Source organism: Patulibacter sp. NPDC049589 (assembly GCF_040675535.1).
Lineage (GTDB): Bacteria > Actinomycetota > Thermoleophilia > Solirubrobacterales > Solirubrobacteraceae > Patulibacter.
The window spans coordinates 64,254-81,091 of record NZ_JBFAPC010000004.1; the positions used below are offsets into that span (position 1 = coordinate 64,254).

Sequence of the window (16,838 nt, forward strand, 5' to 3'; positions counted from 1 at the left end):
GGACGGATCCGGCGGGCGGCGGACCGTCGTCCGGGGCGGTGTGGGCTCACTGCAGCGCGGACGTCAGCCGCGCGAGGTTGTCGACGACCTTCGACACCGGGTTGCGGCCGAGGTGGGCCTCGAGCGTCAGCTCGGTGCTGATCGACCGGTAGTGGTCCTCGACCGCGCGCATCTCGTCGGCGAACGTCCGGCCGGAGACGAGCACCGAGAGCTCCATGTTCAGGCCGAAGGAGCGCATGTCCATGTTGCTGGAGCCGATCACGGAGATCTCCTCGTCGACCGTCAGGTGCTTGGCGTGGAGGATGTACGGCGCCGGGTACTGGAAGATCCGCACGCCGGCGCGCAGCAGCACCTCGTAGTACGAGCGCTGGGCGTGGAAGACGAGCGGCTGGTCGCCGATCTCCGACACGAACAGCTCGACGTCGATGCCGCGCTGCGCCGCGGTGGTCACGGCCTCCAGGAGCGACTCGTCGGGGACGAAGTACGGGCTGGTGATCGAGATCCGGCGCGCGGCGTTGTAGAGCAGCGCGTTGAAGAGCTTGAGGTTGTTCTCGCCGTCGAACCCCGGGCCGCTCGGGACGACCTGGCACTCCAGCGACGTCAGCGCCTGGCGCGGGTCGACCGGGCCGATCTCGCCGGCGAGCTCCTCGTCGGTCTCGCTGAACCAGTCCGTCACGAAGAGTGCGTTGACGCCGCCGACGATCGGGCCCTCGAGGCGGACCATCAGCTCCTGCCACTGCAGGCCGCGCCGGCGGTTGGCCCGTTTGTTGTAGCTGCGGTCGATGAGGTTCTGCGAGCCGACGAACGCGACGTCGCCGTCGACGACCAGGAGCTTGCGGTGGTTGCGCAGGTCCGGCCGCTGGTAGCGGCCCCGGAGAGGCTGGACGGGCAGCATCGGGTGCCACTCCACGCCGATCCGGCGCAGGTGCCGGAGCGTCCGGCGGTACTTCGGCGTGCGCCACGAGCCGATGTGGTCGAAGAGCACCTTGACCGCGACGCCGCGGGTGACCGCGCGCTCCAGCGCGTCGAGGAACGGCGCCGTCGTCGCGTCCGAGGAGAGGATGTAGAACTCGCAGTGGACGTACGTGCTGGCGCCGTCGACCGCGGCGGTCATCGCCGCCAGCGAGCCCTCGTAGTCCTCGATCAGGCGCGCATGGTTGCCCGTCACCAGGGGCATCGCGCCGAGGTTGCGGTTGAGGCGGACGACCGACGCCAGCCACGGCGGGCCGGGGTCGTCCTGCGGGACGTCCTCCATGCCCTTCGTGCGCTCGAGGATCATCCGGTTGACCTCGCGCTGCTTGCGGCGCCGGTGCTCGGGCAGCTTCGGGTTGCCGATCAGCAGGAACGCGATGACCCCGAGGTACGGGATCAGGAAGATCGCCATCAGCCAGGCCATCGCCGAGGCGGGCCGGCGGTTGACCGGGATGATGACGACGGCGACCAGCCGCACCGCCAGCCCGATCAGGTCGAGCGCGAGGGTGCTGTGGAGGAGGATGCCGGGCAGGTCCACGGCGCCACGCTACTGGGCGCGGGCGCTGCGCCGGGGCGCCCCGTGAGGCCCGGCCCCGCGCCGGAGGGACGGGGTCGTCCGTGCACGGCGCCGCCCCGTCCGCGTCCGCGGCCGGGCGGTCGTCCGGCCGCGGGGGCGGGGGCTCGTCAGTGCGCGAGCGTCAGTGCGCGAACTCGTCGTCGCCCGGCGCCGCCGGCGCCGGCGCCCCGTGGCCGACCGGGCCCGACGCGTGCACGCCGCCGTCGACGTGCAGGATCTCACCGGAGATCGCGCGGGCGAGCGGCGAGAGCAGGAACAGCACCGCGTCGGCGGTCGGCGTCGGGTCGGTGCCGTCCCAACCCAGCGGCGCGGCCTCGTCCCAGCCGTCGGCGAGGAGCGAGAAGCCCGGGATGCCGCGGGCGGCGATCGTGCCGAGCGGGCCGGCGGAGACCAGGTTGGAGCGCACGCCGTGCGGGCCGGCGTAGCGCGCCAGGTAGCGCGACGTGGCCTCCAGCGCGGCCTTCGCGACGCCCATCCAGTCGTAGATCGGCCAGGCGACCTGCGCGTCGAAGTCGAGGCCCACGACGGAGCCGCCGTGCTCGGACTTCGAGAGCGCCGGCAGCAGCGCGGCGGCGAGCGCCTTCAGCGAGAACGCCGAGGTCTCGAACGCGGTCTTCGCGCTCTCGGCCGGCGTGTCCAGGAAGTTGCCGCCCAGCGCGTCGGACGGCGCGAACGCGATCGCGTGCAGCACGCCGTCGAGTCGCCCGTCCCAGCGCTCGTCGATCTCCTTGGCGATCGCGGCGAGGTCCTCGGGCTTGTTGACGTCGAGCTCGAGCACGTCGACGGGCGTCGGCAGCGCCTTCGCGGCGCGGTCCGTCAGGCGCTTGGGCCGGCCGAAGCCGGTCAGGAGGACCTCGGCGCCGGCCTCCTGCGCACGCGCGGCGACGTGCCAGGCGATGGAGTCCTTCGTGATCACGCCGGTGATCAGGAGACGCTGGCCGGCCAGCAGGCCGGAGGGCACGGGAACGGTCACGGGCGGTACCTCGAGGTCGTGGGGAAGGGGTCCCGGCCCCGGCCCGCGGCGGCCACCGTGCGGCGGCGTCCGCGGGCAGGGAGCGGGGTGCTCAGATCGGGAAGTTGCGGGAGCGTTGCTCGCGCTCCGACGGGCGGCGCAGCGAGCTGAGCGCCCACACGAGTCGGTCGCGCGTGGCGGCCGGCTCGATGACCTCGTCGACGATGCCCAGCTGGGCGGCGCCCTCGGCCGTCAGGTGCTCCTCGGCGTACTCCGCGCCGAGGCGCTGCTTCTCGGCGAGCGGGTCGTCGGCGGCCGCGATCTTGCGGCGCTCGATGATGCCGACGGCCTGCTCCGGACCCATCACGCCGATCTGCGCGGTGGGCCAGGCGAGGACGAGGGTCGCGCCCAGCGCGCGGGAGTTCATCGCGATCTGCGCGCCGCCGAAGGCCTTGCGCAGGACGACGGTGACCTTCGGGACGTCGGCCTCGGCGAACGCGTGCACGAGCTTGGCGCCGTGGCGGATGACCGCGCCGCCCTCCTGCTCGCTGCCGGGCATGAAGCCGGGCGTGTCGACGAGGACGGCCAGCGGCACCCCGAAGAGGTGGCACCAGCGGACGAAGCGGGCGGCCTTCTGGCCGGACTCGGCGTCCAGCGTGCCGGCCATGACCTTCGGCTGGTTGGCGACGATGCCGACCGTCCGGCCGTCGATCCGCGCCAGGGCGGTGACGACGCTCGGGGCCCAGGCCTCGGAGATCTCCATGATCCGGCCGCCGTCGACGACGGAGCGGGCGACGTCGCGGACGTCGTAGCCGCGGCGCTGCTCGGTCGGCACGTGGATCGACGGGTCGAACGCGGGGGCCGGGACGGGGCGGGCGCGGGGCGCCTCCTCGCCGGAGCGCTGCGGCAGGTAGCCGAGCAGCTCGCGGGTCATGCGGACGGCCGCGTCGTCGTCGTCGGCCACGAGGTGGCAGACGCCGTTCTTCTTCTGGACGTCGGGGCCGCCGAGGTCCTCGGCGGAGACATCCTCGCCGGTGACCTCGCGGACGACGCCCGGGCCGGTCAGGAACATCCGCGCGCGGCGGGTCATGATCGTGATGTCGGTCAGCGCCGGCGCGTAGGCGCCGCCGCCGGCACAGACGCCGCAGACCACGGAGATCAGCGGGACCTTGCCCGAGAGCTTCGTCAGCGCGGCGAAGATGCGGCCGTAGCCGGCCAGGGCCTCGAGGCCCTCCTGCAGGCGGGCGCCGGCCGAGGAGATGAAGCCGACCACCGGCATGCCGGCGTCGCCGGCCATCTCCAGCAGCCGGACGATCGTCTCGGCGTGCCGGGCGCCGAGGCTGCCGCCCAGGAGCGCCGGGTCCTCGGAGAAGACGGCGACCGAGCGGCCGCCGACGGTCCCGACGCCGGCGAGCACGCCGTCGCCGGGCGTCGCGCGGTCGCCGAGGGTCGGCGAGAGCACCGCGGTGCGCATCAGGCGCAGCGAGCCGGGGTCGCAGAGCGTCTCCAGCCGCTGCAGGGGCGTCAGGTCGCCTTGTCCGACGCTCGCCGCAGCCGCCTTCACGGGTGCGGTGGCGGGGGATCCGGCGGCGTTCTGACGCGTCGATGCGGTCGCGGTGCGGGGGGTCATGCGGCGCCTCCTAGGACGATGCAGGCGTTGTGGCCACCGAACCCGAAGGAGGTCGACAGCGCGTGAGGGGCCCTGCCCGGCGTCTCGCGCAGCGGCGTCGGCTTCCCGATCACGTGGAGCAGGTCGAGCTCCGGATCGGGGACGTCGAGGTTGAGCGTGGGCGGAGCGACGCGGTCCCGGAGGGCCAGGACCGTCGCGACGGCCTCGATCGCCCCTGCGGCGCCGAGGGAGTGGCCGATCGCCGACTTGAGGCTGGAGATCGGGGTCTTCGACAGGTGGTCGCCGAGCGCGATCCGCATGGCGCCGGTCTCCGACCGGTCGTTCAGCGGCGTGCCGGTGCCGTGGGCGTTGACGTAGTCGACGTCCTCGGCGGCGATCCCCGCGTCCGCCAGCGCCTGGATCACGGCGCGGGAGGCGCCGGAGCCGTCGGGCGTGGGAGCGGTGAGGTGGTGGGCGTCCTGCGACGAGCCGACGCCCTCGAGGAAGCCGAGGATCGTCGCGCCGCGCTCGCGGGCGAGGTCCTCGCGCTCGATGACGAGGACGGCGGCGCCCTCGGCGAGGACGAAGCCGTCGCGGTCCCGGTGGAACGGACGCGACTGGCCGGTCGGCGAGAGGGCGTCCATCGCGCCGAAGCCGGCGCGGGCGAGGTCGACGATCGCGGCCTCGGTGCCGCCGACGACGACGGCGTCGACGGTGCCGGCGCGCAGCTCGCGCAGGCCGGAGCCGATGGCGTGGGCGCCGGCGGCGCAGGCGGAGACGGTGCCCCAGCTCGGGCCGAGGAGGCCGTGGCGGAGGGCGATCTGCCCCGTCGGGCCGTTGGCCATCAGGAGCGGGATCGCGAGCGGCGACACGGGCTTGCCCTGCAGGAGGGCGGCGTGGTTCTGCGTCAGCGTGATGAAGCCGCCGATGCCGGAGCCGATGATGCTGCCGATGCGCTCGGGCGCGTAGGGCAGCTCGCCGGCGCGCGGGGCGCCCCAGCCGGCCTGGAGGAGCGCCTCGTCACCGGCGGCCAGCAGCAGCTGGCTCGAGCGGTCGGCGCGGCGCGCCTCCTTCTTCGTCAGGTGATCGGTGACGACGAAGTCGCGGCACGCGCCCTCGCCGTCCTCGATGCCCGACCGGCCGGCGGTCCACCCGCCGTACAGGGCGTCGGCGCCGATCCCCAGCGGGGTGACGGCGCCGATGCCCGTGATCGCCGCGCGGGTCACTGTGCGGCGCGCTCCGTGATCAGGTTCACGGCGTCTTCGACGGTGCGCAGCTTGGCGACGTCCTCGCCCTGCAGCTTCACCCCGTACTGCTCCTCGACGATCTGCGACAGCTCCGCCAGGTCGAGGGAGTCGACGTCGAGATCCTCGAACGTCGCGGTCGGGCTGAGGGCATCGGCCTCGGCGCCCAGCTCCTCGAGGGAGCTCAGGACGAGCGTCTCGACGGCTTCACGGGTGGGGGTAGACACGGTGGTGGTCTCTCCGGGGTTGTGGTTCAGGCACTGCGTACTGCGGGGAAGAGCTGGTACTTCATGACTACACGGGTCGCACGAAAGGGGTACGGGCGACCCTGGGCCAGACCGCCGACCGGGGGGGTCATCCCCGCCGGACGGCGGGGCGATCAGGCGCCGAGTCCGCCGTCCACCACGAGCGTGGAGCCCGTGACGTAGGAGGCCTCGGGCGAGGCGAGGAAGCGGATCGTCGCCGCGACCTCCTCGGGCTTCCCGGCGCGGCGGGCCGGGATGTGGTCGACGAGCCCCTCCAGGATGCCGTCGGTCATCTCGCTCTCGATGAAGCCCGGGGCGACGGCGTTGACGGTCACGCCGCGGCGGGCGACCTCGGCGGCGACCGAGCGGGTCAGGCCGAGCAGGCCGGCCTTCGCGGCGGCGTAGTTCGCCTGGCCGGGGTTCGTCTTCAGGCCGATCACCGAGGAGACGTTCACGATGCGGCCGTAGCGGGCGCGGATCATCGTCTTCAGCGCCGGGCGGATGAGCCGGAAGGCCGCGGTGAGGTCGACGTCGATGACCGACTGCCAGTCGTCGTCGGTGAGCGACATCGCGAGGTTGTCGCGGGTGATGCCGGCGTTGTTGACCAGCACCCGCACCGGGCCGAGCGCCGCGACGGCGTCGGCGAGGAGCTGCTCGGGGGCCGCCGGGTCGGCGAGGTCGGCCGCGATCGCGACGGCGGTGCCGCCGGCCTCCTGCACGGCGGCGACGACGGCGTCGGCGCGCTCCTTGCCGCGGCCGTAGTGGACGACGACGGGCCAGCCGTCGGCGGCCAGCGCCTTGACGGTCGCCGCGCCGATGGCGCCGGACCCGCCGGTGATCAGCGCGCAGCCGTCCTCGGGGCGCGTCGGTGGCCAGGTCTCGTTCTTGGGGCTCATGCGTTGCCCTCCCAGGTCAGGGTGATGCCGGCCCACGCGAGGCCGCTTCCGAAGCCGGCGAGCAGCAGTCGCGTGCCGGGGACGACGCGCCCCTGGGCGCGGGCGTCGGCCAGCGCGAGCGCGATCGATGCCGCCGACGTGTTGCCGTGGCTGTGCACCGAGGTCGCCAGGCGCTCCTCGGGCAGGTCCAGCCGCTTGCGGACCGCCTCGAGGATCCGGCCGTTGGCCTGGTGCAGGACGATCAGGTCGACGTCGTCGAGGGTCGTGTCGTTCGCGGCCGCCGTGTCGCGCACGGTCGACTCGAAGCGGTTGACCGCCGTCTTGTACGTGTCGAAGCCGTTCATCTGGACCTGGCCGGCCTTGCCGGGCCCGAACTCGCCGGCGTCGAACTTCGACGGGTGGTCCGTCGCGACGCGGACGGTTCCGCCGTTGGCGCCGTCGGAGCCGAAGATCGAACGGCCCGTGCGGCCGGGGTGCGTCTCGTCGGCCGGCGCGGTGGTGCCCCGCAGGACGATCGCGCCCGCGCCGTCGCCGAGCAGGCCGGCGGTCGCCCGGTCGGTCTTGTCGGTCAGCCGGCTCATCGCCTCGGCGGCGACGACCACGACGGTGCTCGCGCGACCGGACTCGATGAGGCCCGCCGCGGTCGCGACCGACGCGACGAAGCCGCTGCAGCCGGACGAGAGGTCGAAGCCGCCCGCGTGGTCGGTGCCCAGGGCGTCGGCGACGACCGCGGCCATCGACGGCGCGATGTCGTCGCTCTGCAGGCAGGCGGCGATCACGAAGTCGACCTCGGACGCGGGCACGCCGGCGTCCTCCAGCGCGCGCTGCGAGGCGAGCAGCGCGAGGTCCGTCAGGCGCTCCCCGGGGCCGAGGATGTGGCGCTCGACGATGTGGGTGCGCTTGAGCAGCCAGCCCGGGTCGAGGCCGAGGCGCTCCTCGATCTCCGCCGACGTGACGACCGTGTCCGGCAGCGCCGCCCCCACGCCGAGCGGCGCGACGCGCACCGCTGAGGTCGGCAGGACGGTGCTTGGTGCCACGGACATGTCAGGCATCATCGCCGGTCGCGCCGACCGGCCTCTCCGCGGGGGTCTCGGGGACGTCCACGGAGACGACGTCGGAGCCCTCGGCGTCGGCGAACGTCTTGCGCGCCAGGCCCGCGGCGACCTCGCCCGGGCCGGCGTCGACGAAGCGCCGGACGCCCGTCGCGTGGAGGCCGAGCAGGCCGGGGCGGAAGAGCACCGGGTGGGTCAGGCTGTCGATCAGGCGGCGCGGGGCGTCGTCGATCGGGGCGGCGGTGACGGCGGACCACACGGTCGTGTGCGGCTCGCGGAACGTCGTGCGGTCGATCGCGGCCTGCAGCCCGGCGATCGCGGGCTCCATCAGCGGCGAGTGGAACGCGCCGGCGACGTCGAGCCGGCGGACGCGGTTGCCGCTCGCCTTCGCGGTCTCCGCGGCGGCGTCGATCCCCGTGATGAGGCCGGCGATGATGACCTGGCCGGGGGCGTTGTCGCACGCGACGACGAGGCCGTGCTGCGCGGCGAGCTCGGTGGCCGCCTCGATGCCGCCCTTGCGGACCGCGGCCATGCTGCCGAGGCGCTCGGGGTCGGCGTCGGCCATCGCGGCGCCGCGGGCGGCGGCGAGGACCAGGGCCTCGCGCTCGTCGATCGTCCCGGAGACGGCGAGCGCGACGATCTCGCCCAGCGAGTGGCCGAAGAACGCGTCGGGGTTCGGCAGGCCCAGCGTCGACCAGCGCGCCAGCGACGAGCAGACGATCGCGGGCTGCGTGAAGCGCGTGCTCTCGGCGGCGCGCGGGAACGGGTCCTCGCCGACCGCGTCGATCGCGATCTCCAGGAGGTCGGGCCGCAGCCGCGCGACCTCCTCGCCCGCACCCTCCAGCGGGACGCCCTGGCCTGGGAAGAGGACTGCCGTACGAACGCTCACGGCTCGACAGCCTGCCACGGACGTGGGCGGACCCGCCACCTGCGCGGGATCGCACCCCCTCGACGGGTGGAGACACCCCCCTGAAGGGGTGTCCGCCGCGACGGGTCTAGAGCAACCCGAGCTGGTCGGCCGTCCGGACCGCCTCGGCGCGGTTGCGCACCTCGAGCTTGCGGTAGAGCGAGCTCGTGTGCTCCTTCACCGTGTGCGGTGAGAGGTGCAGCGTGCCGGCGATCTCGGGGTTCGTCGCGCCGGTCGCGATCAGTCCGAGGATCTCGCGCTCGCGCGGGCTGAGCCCGGCCGGCGTCGTCGGGCCGGCGGCGCCCTCGAAGACCGTGCGGCCCGCGGCGACCGTGCGCACGGCACGGCAGACGTCGGCGGCCGGCCAGTCCTTCGGCACGAAGCCCGACGCGCCGGCGGCGCGCGCGGCGGCGGCCGAGATCCGGCCGGAGCCCGACAGCAGGAGGACCTTCGTCCGGGGCTCCGCGGCGCGCAGGCGCTCGCAGAGCTCGGCGCCGGACTCGGTACCGAGGAAGAGGTCCACCAGCGCCACGTGCGGCGCGTAGCGGCTCGCCAGCTCGACGGCCTCCTGGCCGTTGTGGGCGCTCAGGCAGCGCGAGACCCACGGCTGCCCCGAGAGCAGCGCCCGCAGGCCCCAGTGCACGACCTCGTGATCGTCCACCAACAGCACGACCGTCCTACCGACCTCGCGGGTCATCCGACCACCTCCGTCTCCTCGATCGCCGGCAGCAGCAGTCGCACGCGCCAGCCTTCCTTGCCCCGCGCCCCGAACTCCAGGAGCCCGCCCGCCTGCAGCGCCTCGACGGCGGCCAGGCGGAGCCCGAGCCCCGTGCTGGATCCCCCGGCGCCGCCGTGCGTCGCCCCGTCCGAGTCGATCGTCAGGGACAGCGCGTCGTCACGACGCGTCAGGGTCACGTGCAGGACGGTCGGCGCGCCGTGCTTGAGCGCGTTGCGGACCGCCTCGCCGAGCACCGACTGCGCGAGCGACTCGAGCGTCAGCGGGATCTCGACGCCCGGCTCGAGGTCGGCCTGCAGCTCGACGGTGTCGTGGGCGCGCTGCAGGCGCTCGACCTCCTCCGCCAGGCGCATCGCCGTCGGGGCGCCGGTGCGCAGCTGCGGGCCGTGGAGCAGCTGCCGGAGGTCGGCCTGCGTGGCCTCGACCTCGACGCGGGCGCGCTCCAGCGCGTCGCCCTGCAGCGGCTGGCCCGAGCCCAGCACGAGCCCGAGCCCGAAGAGCCGCTGGATGACCTGCTCGTGCACCTGGCGGACGAGCATCAGCCGGTGCTCGAGCTGGCGGGCCTGCTCCTGGTGGCGGGTCGCGCGGCGGGCCTCGGCGGCGAACGCGACGACCTTGCCGGCGATCCAGAGCGCGTCGCGCTGCGGGATGCCGAGCGGCTCGCCGGTCGTCTGCTCGACGACCATCACGCCGTACCAGGTGCCGCCGGCCGCGATCGGCACGTAGGCGAGGTCGCCCTCGGGCAGCTGGGCGAGGTCGGGGCGCCCGAGCTCGTCGCCGTTGGTGTCGAGGGAGTCGACGACGCGGTCCTCCTCCAGGCACACGCGCGACAGCGGCGCGTCCTCGATGCCGACGCCCTCCACCGGGAAGCGCTCGCGGTCGATGCGGTGCGAGCCGACCGGGCGCACGCGGCGACGGCCCTCGTCGTAGAGGAACATCACCGAGCGGTCGACCCCGACCGCCCGGCAGACCGCCTCGCAGAGGCCGTCGTAGAAGCCGGCGCTCTCGGGCGTGGCCTGCTCGATGCCGGCCATCGCCCGCACGAAGACGCCCAGCGCGTCGGCGGCGACGACCGCCGCCGACTGGTGCTCCTGGGGCTGGGCCTCTGACGCCATCGCCCCAGCGTAGCCGCGGCGACGCTCCGTGCGGGTCCAGCGGGGCGCACCGCGTCCCGCCCGCGGGCGTGGCGGGACGCCGGCCCATCGTGAGGGATCCGTGAGGTCTTCCGGGGGCGACCGACACTTTCGGCCCGAAGTGGTGTTCCCTGTAGATATGACTCTCCCCCGAGCCACTCGACTCCTCATGGCCGGATCGGCGACCGCCGCTCTCGCCCTCGTGCCCGCCGGCGCCGCCAACGCGAAGGTGGTGAAGGGCCTCCAGGACCAGCAGATGACCGCCGGCGCCGGGTACTCCGACACCCTCCTGCCGACGTTCCTGACCAGCGCCAAGCAGGCGAAGGTCGGGATGCTCCGCTTCAACACGAGCTGGGACGGGCAGGCGTCGACCCCCGACGCCGCGCAGCTCGCGCGCATCCGCACCGCCATCACCGCGGGCGTCGCCGCCGGCATCGGCTCCGTCGAGATCGCCCCGAACATCTCGCCGGGCGCCGGAGAGAACTTCAACCCGCGCGGCAAGGCCAAGGGCCCGACCGCCGCGTCGAAGGTCTCCTCGACCGCCTACAAGACGTACATCACCGCCGTCGCGACGGCCCTGAAGGGCACCGGGGCGACGCTCTACTACGCCCCGATCAACGAGCCCAACTGGTACCAGCACCTGCCCAAGCGCGGCGGCGCGGCGCTCTACCGCAAGCTCCACAACATCGCCTACACCGAGGTCAAGAAGGTCGACCCGAAGAACAAGGTGCTGTTCGGCGAGCTGCTGCCGTACGACCGCGCGCTGTCGAAGAACTACCCCAACGGCCAGTCCACCGACGCCGGCAAGTTCACCCGCGAGGTCCTGGGCCTGAACGCGAAGTTCAAGGGCACCGGCAGCACGAAGACCTACACCGTCAAGGCCGACGGCGTGGCGCTGCACACCTACGACTTCAAGGCCGATCCGCGCAAGAAGCGCAAGGACCGCGACGACTGGACGCAGGCCAACCTCGGCTACGCGAAGAGCGACCTGAAGAAGGCCGCGAAGACGAAGCGCATCTCGGCCTCGGCCGCCAAGGCGATCTACATCACCGAGTTCGCGTACAAGACGTCGGGCAGCGACAAGCTCGCGACCGGCACCGCGTCGACGTACCTGAAGCGCGCGTGGGACATCGCGAAGAAGCAGAAGGTCCGCTCGTTCGTCTGGTACCAGCTGCGCGACCCGCAGAACAACGGCGAGAACTGGATCTCCGGCCTGCAGGGCCGCGACGGCAGCGTCCGCAAGACCTGGACCACGTTCGTCGGCCTGAAGTAGCCCGACGCCCCGGTCGCGCGCCCCGTGCGCGGCCGGCCGATGGTCGTCCACGACGCCGCTCCCGGGTTCCGGGGGCGGCGTTTCGTCGTCGTGGGAGGGCATCCGGCGGCGGATCGGGTACGAATGACCGAGAGGACGGCCCGCCCGGGCGCCGCGGCAACGCGGCCGGCCGGTCCGCCCGCCGCCCCGCGCGCCGCCCCGGCGCGCCACCCCGATCCCGAGGAGTCCCCGTGCACGAGACCGAAGCCGACGTGGTGGTGCTGGGCGCCGGACCGGCGGGCGAGGTCGCCGCCGGGCTGCTCGCCGAGGGCGGGCTCGACGTGCTCCTCGTCGAGGACCGGCTCGTCGGCGGCGAGTGCTCGTACTGGGGCTGCATGCCCTCGAAGGCGCTCCTGCGGCCCGTCGACCTGATGGCGGAGATCGCGCGGGTGCCCGGCGTGCGCGAGCTCGTCCACGGCACGCCCGATCCGCAGGTCGTCCTGGACCGCCGCGACGAGGTCGTCCACGACCTCGACGACGCCGTCCAGCTGCCGTGGCTCGAGGACCGCGGGATCCGCCTGGAGCGCGGGCGCGGACGGCTCGTCGGCGAGCGCACCGTCGAGGTGCGGGACGTCGACGCCGAGAGCGGCCGCCTGCGGATCACCGCGCGCCGCGCCGTCGTGGTGGCGGTCGGCACCAGCCCCTCGTTCCCGCCGGTCGACGGGCTGCAGGAGGCCGCCGGCTGGACGAACCGCGAGGGCACGAACGCCGACGAGGTCCCGGAGTCGCTGATCGTCATCGGCGGCGGGCCGATCGGGGCCGAGCTGTCCCTCGCCTGGTCGTCGCTGGGCGCGAAGGTCACGCTGCTCGAGGTGGCCCCGCAGCTGCTCGTCAAGGAGGAGCCGTTCGCCGGCGCGCAGGTCGCCGACGGCCTGCGCGAGGCGGGCGTCGACGTGCGGGTCGGCGTCGACATCGCCTCCGCGTCGCGGGCGCCGGACGGCACGGTGAGCGTGACGCTCGCCGGCGGCGAGTCCGTCGACGCCGCCGAGCTGCTCGTCGCCGCCGGCCGGGCGCCGAACACCGGGGACCTGGGCCTCGACGCGGTCGGGATCGTGCCGAACGACCACGGCTACCTGGACACCGACGAGCACCTGCTCGTGGGCGACACGGGCTGGCTCTACGCCGTCGGCGACGTCAACGGCCGGGCGCTCCTGACGCACGTCGGCAAGCGGCAGTCGCGCGTGATCGCCGAGCACGTGCTGGGCAACGCCGGCGCGGCGCTCTCCCCCTCCGAGCTCGAGGGCGGCCGGAGCCCCCGCGTGACGTTCACCGAGCCGCAGGTCGCCGCCGTCGGCTACACGCTGCAGGCCGCCAAGGACGCGGGCATCGACGCGATCGCGATCGACGCGCCGTCCGACGGGACCGCGGGCGCGAGCTTCGTCGGCAAGAACGCCGGCGGCACGACGCGGTTCGTGATCGACCCCGACGCGAACCTCCTCATCGGCGCCACGTTCACCGGCGCCGGGATCGCCGAGCAGCTGCACGCCGCGACGATCGCCATCGTCGGCCGCGTGCCGCTCGACGTGCTCGACCTGGCGACGCCGGTCTTCCCGACCCGCAACGAGACCTGGCTGCGGCTGATCGACGAGCGACCCCGCTAGGAAGGGGTGCGGGCCCCGCCCCGAGCTTCGCGGGGGCCGGCCTCGCCGGACCGCGGCGAGGCTCGCGGCACCCGCAGGGGATGGTCAGTCCCTGGGCGGGAGCGGGACGAAGCCGCTCGTCCGGCACACGTAGTCGGTGTAGCCGGGGCGGCGGTACTGCGCGACCCGGACCGGCAGCGACACGAACCACATGACGATCGCCTGCGTGAGGTCGACGCGGGTCACCACGTGGAAGGTCTCGCGCCCGGCCGGCGCGCGCTCGGTCAGCTGCTCGTAGCGCGGGTCCTCGCCCTTGCCGCGGCCCCGGCGCTCGATGTGCGACGCCAGGCGCAGGCCCCAGAGGACGGTCATCACCAGGACGATCGCGCGCTGGGTCGCGTCGCCATCCCCGGCCGACAGGACCCAGGTGACGACCGCGATGAAGGCGAAGCCCGCGCGCCACGTGACGTCGATGACGCTGTGGCGCGCCGCGACCTTCGCGACGGCGAACGCGACGGTCATCGCCAGCGCGACCGCGACGACCGTGGCGACGAGGTTCAGCGGCAGGCCGCCGGCGAGGGCGGCGACGGGCGGGGCGGGCGGCATCGGAGGCATCGTCGTCTGCCGGTCCGCGGGTCGGACGACGATCGGTTGCCGACCCGGACCGGGACGGCCCCGGCGACCCGACCGCCGCCACCGGCTCGGCGCGGTGGCCGGCGCGGCGCTCCGGCGGGCCGCTCGCGGCGGCTCAGCGCCGGCGCACCCGCAGCATCGCCCGGCCCGCCGTGTGGCCCGTCGCGGTCGCGACGATCCTCAGCGTCGTCGTCGTGGTCCGGCGCAGCGTCAGCGACGCCCGGCCCTTCGCGTTCGTCCGGACGCTCCGGCCGGCCAGCCGGACCCGGGCCCTCGGGATCGAGTGCCGGGCGCCGCCGACCACGGCCGTCACGCGCAGGCGCACCGCGGTCCGGCGGCCGAGGACCAGCCGGCGCGGGGCGACGGTCACCCGCAGTCGCGTGCGTGCGGCGGACGCCGGGGCCGGCGCGGCGGACGCCGGCGGGTCGCCCGCGCCGGCCGGGATCAGCTCCGGCACGCCGGCCTCCCCCGCCTCGACGGCCAGGATCGCCTGGTTGGCGGTCGTGCCGAAGACGGCGCTCTGGTTGGCCACGAGCAGCCGCGTGCCCTGGAACGCGACGCTCGACGGCGCGTCGAACGGGATCGGCGAGCCGTTGAGGCCGACGATCGGCACGCCGAACCGCGCGAGCTCGTTCCCGCCCGGCCCGAGCTTCACGACCTGCGACGCCGTCGGGCCGACGAGGGCCGTGTAGACGTTGCCCGCGGTGGAGATCGCGATGCCGTCGGGCAGGTCGAAGAGCCCCGACGTCCAGAGCGTGCGGGTCGTCCCGGACAGCGATCCGGGCAGCAGCGGGATCGCCTGCAGCTTGCCCTGGAGCACGTCCAGGCCGTCGGCGCCGAGGCTCGAGGCCTGCATGACGAGGACGGTCCGGTGGTCCGCCGACAGCGCGATGCCCGCGAGGCCGAACTCCGCGGCGCGAAAGCGGTCGAGGCCCAGCCACACCGCCGGCCTGCCGCCGCCCGCGGGGACCCGCCAGACGACGTCCTGCTGGTAGTCGGTGACGAGCAGCGAGCCGTCGGGGAGCCAGGCGCCGTAGTTCGGCATCGGCCGCTCGTCGCCGGAGCCCGGCTCGCAGTCGACGTGGTAGGCGACCGTCGTGCAGGGCTTCAGGTCCGGGAACCGCGCGTAGGTCGAGAACGACCCGGTGTCGCGGTCGAGGAGCAGCGCCCGGGCGGGCGTCTTGTCGAGCAGCACGAGCCGGCCGCGCGCGTCGCTCGTGGCGACCTGGACGCCCTGCTCGCCGCCCGCGGTGTCCTGACCCGGGACCGTCCAGGTGCGGGTCGGCGTGCCGCCCGCCGCCGAGAACTCGAAGACCTTCGACGGGACGCCCGCCGCGTCGTGGTTGACGTAGGTGCCCTCGTAGACGCGGCCGTCGGGGTGCACGTAGGTGTGCGCCGGGTAGCCCGGGGCGCCGATCTGCGCGAAGACCGAGGTGTCGCCCGGGGCCGCGGCCGCCGGGGCGGCACCGAGGGCCGTCGCGGCGAGGGCGGCACCGAGCGCGAGGACGGCGGCCCACGCGGTGCGGCCGGCGTGGGACCGTCGCGGGCTCGTGACCCGACCGTCGCCCGCCGTCGTCGCCCGGCCCCGGAGCGTCGTCACGAGCCCGCCCCCGGGACGGTGAACGCCTTGGCGTTCGTGTTCCCGTCGGCGTCGTGCGCCGCGCCCGCGGGGACCGTGACCGTGGCGCCCGCCGGGCGGTCGACGGTCGCGACGCCGTTCGGACCGATCGTCGCGGCGACCGGCGTCCCGCCGACCCGGAAGTCGACGGTCCCGGCCTGCAGGACCGTCGGCCGGGCGATCAGGTCGACGTTCTCCACCGGCAGCGGGAAGCCGACCTGGACGGCCGCCTTCCCCGCCGGCGCGCTCCGCGGCCGGATCTCGAGCGCATCGCTGGCCCGCAGCGCGAACCCGGACGACGTCAGCGTGTAGCGCGGCGCGGTGATCACGAAGCGGTACGTGCCCAGCGGCGTGGTCTCCGGCGGGTTCCAGGTGGCGCGGTAGCCGCCCCGGTCGTCGACCCGCCAGGCGATCGCGGTGCCCAGGTCGTTGTCCGCGGCGACCCACCCGGCGCCGTCCTGGCGCTCGATCGTCACGAACGCGCGGTCGACCGGCTTGTCGGCGCCCTCCGGCGCGCCCTGCCAGGCGAGGTCGACGTGGCCCAGCCGCCGGATCCCGCCCGGCTGCTGCGTGATCCGCCCCGACGGCGCCCCGGCGGCGTACTTCGGGCCGTCCGCCCGGACGCCGTTGCTGGCGTCGTAGTCGCGCTTCTCGAGCGTCACCGGGCGGCCGGCGAGCGCCGCGCCGAGGTCGGCGGCGCGGTCCTGCAGGAACGTCCCCTCGTGCCGGCCGAAGACCGCCGAGGCGCCCTCGTACTGCTGGAGGTCGTACTCCTCGGGCGTGACGATGTAGTTGAGGTAGTCGTTGGCGAGCCCAGCGATCGTCACCCGCCTGACCCCCACGTCCTTCGTCTGCGCGAGCACCGCCGCCCGCGTGCGCTCGCCGACGCCGACGGTCGCCTCGCCGGGCATCGTCACGATCGCGCCGTCGCCGATGCGGGCGAGGACCATCGGCGAGGCCTCCGACCACGTCCCGAGCGGCACGACGAGCTTGTCGCCCTGCACGTCGTCCAGGGCCGGGATGCGCGTGCCCTCGAGCTGGAGCCCGAGGAGGTCGTAGACCGGGCCGCGCCCCTCCTCGGAGCCCGTCAGGAACGGCGCGCCGATGCGGCCCTGGGTGTCCACCTTGCCGCCGTCGCTGGTCGTCCTGCCGCAGAAGCAGAAGCGCGTCCACTCGACGCCGAAGTCCGGGGTCGGGCTGAGCCGCGGGGCGGCGTCCTTCCAGGCGCGGAAGAACGCGTCGCCCTCGGTACGGCCGACGAGGTCCGCGCCCGCCGGTCTCCCATCCCCTTTGAGGGAGTAAGGACCCTGGTAGACCACCAGGTTGATAGGCCGGATCTGGAAGGGCAGTAATGCCTGTAGGAGACCGGTAC

The 16,838-nt window shown here is 74.5% G+C and carries 15 protein-coding genes; 2 read left to right on the forward strand and 13 right to left on the reverse strand.

Going from position 1 to position 16,838, the window contains the following annotated elements:
- Nucleotides 1–46: 46 nt before the first annotated feature.
- The 10 genes from cls to AB0L40_RS01555 form a co-directional block, all read right to left on the reverse strand.
- The gene (gene cls / locus AB0L40_RS01510) at nucleotides 47–1,510 is read right to left on the reverse strand and encodes a cardiolipin synthase (protein ID WP_364348091.1); all 1,464 of its coding nucleotides are present in this window, start codon (nucleotides 1,508–1,510) and stop codon (nucleotides 47–49) included.
- Between the two features lie 160 nt (nucleotides 1,511–1,670).
- The gene (gene fabI / locus AB0L40_RS01515) at nucleotides 1,671–2,522 is read right to left on the reverse strand and encodes an enoyl-ACP reductase FabI (RefSeq protein ID WP_364348094.1); all 852 of its coding nucleotides are present in this window, start codon (nucleotides 2,520–2,522) and stop codon (nucleotides 1,671–1,673) included.
- Between the two features lie 91 nt (nucleotides 2,523–2,613).
- Complete coding sequence (locus tag AB0L40_RS01520; RefSeq protein WP_364348097.1) at nucleotides 2,614–4,131, reverse strand: acyl-CoA carboxylase subunit beta; 1,518 nt, start codon at nucleotides 4,129–4,131, stop codon at nucleotides 2,614–2,616.
- The gene (locus AB0L40_RS01525; RefSeq protein ID WP_364348100.1) at nucleotides 4,128–5,336 is read right to left on the reverse strand and encodes a beta-ketoacyl-ACP synthase II; all 1,209 of its coding nucleotides are present in this window, start codon (nucleotides 5,334–5,336) and stop codon (nucleotides 4,128–4,130) included. Before AB0L40_RS01525 ends, AB0L40_RS01520 begins: the two co-directional genes overlap by 4 nt.
- A complete protein-coding gene (locus tag AB0L40_RS01530; RefSeq protein ID WP_026912998.1) occupies nucleotides 5,333–5,581 on the reverse strand; it encodes an acyl carrier protein in 249 nt (82 codons plus the stop codon). The genes AB0L40_RS01525 and AB0L40_RS01530 overlap by 4 nt, the downstream gene beginning before the upstream one ends.
- 152 nt (nucleotides 5,582–5,733) lie before the next feature.
- Nucleotides 5,734–6,495, reverse strand: a complete 762-nt coding sequence (gene fabG, locus AB0L40_RS01535; RefSeq protein WP_364348103.1) for a 3-oxoacyl-ACP reductase FabG — start codon at nucleotides 6,493–6,495, stop codon at nucleotides 5,734–5,736.
- Nucleotides 6,492–7,538 (reverse strand): ketoacyl-ACP synthase III, encoded by a 1,047-nt coding sequence (locus tag AB0L40_RS01540; RefSeq protein ID WP_364348106.1) that lies wholly within the window; start codon nucleotides 7,536–7,538, stop codon nucleotides 6,492–6,494. The genes fabG and AB0L40_RS01540 overlap by 4 nt, the downstream gene beginning before the upstream one ends.
- Nucleotide 7,539: 1 nt before the next feature.
- Complete coding sequence (locus AB0L40_RS01545; protein WP_364348109.1) at nucleotides 7,540–8,436, reverse strand: ACP S-malonyltransferase; 897 nt, start codon at nucleotides 8,434–8,436, stop codon at nucleotides 7,540–7,542.
- A gap of 106 nt (nucleotides 8,437–8,542) precedes the next feature.
- Entirely contained in the window at nucleotides 8,543–9,151 is a 609-nt protein-coding gene (locus AB0L40_RS01550) for a response regulator transcription factor (protein ID WP_364348112.1), read from the reverse strand.
- On the reverse strand, nucleotides 9,148–10,305 hold the full coding sequence (locus AB0L40_RS01555; RefSeq protein WP_364348115.1) for a GAF domain-containing protein: 1,158 nt from the start codon (nucleotides 10,303–10,305) through the stop codon (nucleotides 9,148–9,150). The genes AB0L40_RS01550 and AB0L40_RS01555 overlap by 4 nt, the downstream gene beginning before the upstream one ends.
- A 187-nt stretch (nucleotides 10,306–10,492) precedes the next feature.
- Here AB0L40_RS01555 and AB0L40_RS01560 point away from each other — a divergent pair, with 187 nt between their 5' ends.
- Nucleotides 10,493–11,596, forward strand: a complete 1,104-nt coding sequence (locus AB0L40_RS01560; RefSeq protein ID WP_364348118.1) for a hypothetical protein — start codon at nucleotides 10,493–10,495, stop codon at nucleotides 11,594–11,596.
- 230 nt (nucleotides 11,597–11,826) lie between these two features.
- A complete protein-coding gene (locus AB0L40_RS01565) occupies nucleotides 11,827–13,236 on the forward strand; it encodes an NAD(P)/FAD-dependent oxidoreductase (protein WP_364348121.1) in 1,410 nt (469 codons plus the stop codon).
- An 84-nt stretch (nucleotides 13,237–13,320) separates the two neighbouring features.
- On the opposite strand, the gene AB0L40_RS01570 is transcribed toward AB0L40_RS01565, so the two are convergent.
- The 3 genes from AB0L40_RS01570 to AB0L40_RS01580 form a co-directional block, all read right to left on the reverse strand.
- Nucleotides 13,321–13,821, reverse strand: coding sequence for a DUF1295 domain-containing protein (locus AB0L40_RS01570; protein ID WP_364348124.1), 501 nt, complete (start codon nucleotides 13,819–13,821; stop codon nucleotides 13,321–13,323).
- 142 nt (nucleotides 13,822–13,963) lie between these two features.
- Nucleotides 13,964–15,448, reverse strand: coding sequence for a hypothetical protein (locus AB0L40_RS01575; RefSeq protein WP_364348127.1), 1,485 nt, complete (start codon nucleotides 15,446–15,448; stop codon nucleotides 13,964–13,966).
- Nucleotides 15,445–16,838, reverse strand: a 1,394-nt coding sequence (locus AB0L40_RS01580) for a neutral/alkaline non-lysosomal ceramidase N-terminal domain-containing protein (protein WP_364348130.1), incomplete at its 5' end; no start/stop codon positions are given. The genes AB0L40_RS01575 and AB0L40_RS01580, both read right to left, overlap by 4 nt.

What these genes read in the sequence shown, in the direction of transcription:
- AB0L40_RS01520 (WP_364348097.1), bottom strand. Translation starts at nt 4,131, where the DNA reads ATGACCCCCCGCACCGCGACCGCATCGACGCGTCAGAACGCCGCCGGA.
- AB0L40_RS01560 (WP_364348118.1), top strand. Translation starts at nt 10,493, where the DNA reads ATGGCCGGATCGGCGACCGCCGCTCTCGCCCTCGTGCCCGCCGGCGCC.
- AB0L40_RS01555 (WP_364348115.1), bottom strand. Translation starts at nt 10,305, where the DNA reads ATGGCGTCAGAGGCCCAGCCCCAGGAGCACCAGTCGGCGGCGGTCGTC.
- AB0L40_RS01570 (WP_364348124.1), bottom strand. Translation starts at nt 13,821, where the DNA reads ATGCCGCCCGCCCCGCCCGTCGCCGCCCTCGCCGGCGGCCTGCCGCTG.
- AB0L40_RS01540 (WP_364348106.1), bottom strand. Translation starts at nt 7,538, where the DNA reads ATGTCCGTGGCACCAAGCACCGTCCTGCCGACCTCAGCGGTGCGCGTC.
- fabG (WP_364348103.1), bottom strand. Translation starts at nt 6,495, where the DNA reads ATGAGCCCCAAGAACGAGACCTGGCCACCGACGCGCCCCGAGGACGGC.
- AB0L40_RS01550 (WP_364348112.1), bottom strand. Translation starts at nt 9,151, where the DNA reads ATGACCCGCGAGGTCGGTAGGACGGTCGTGCTGTTGGTGGACGATCAC.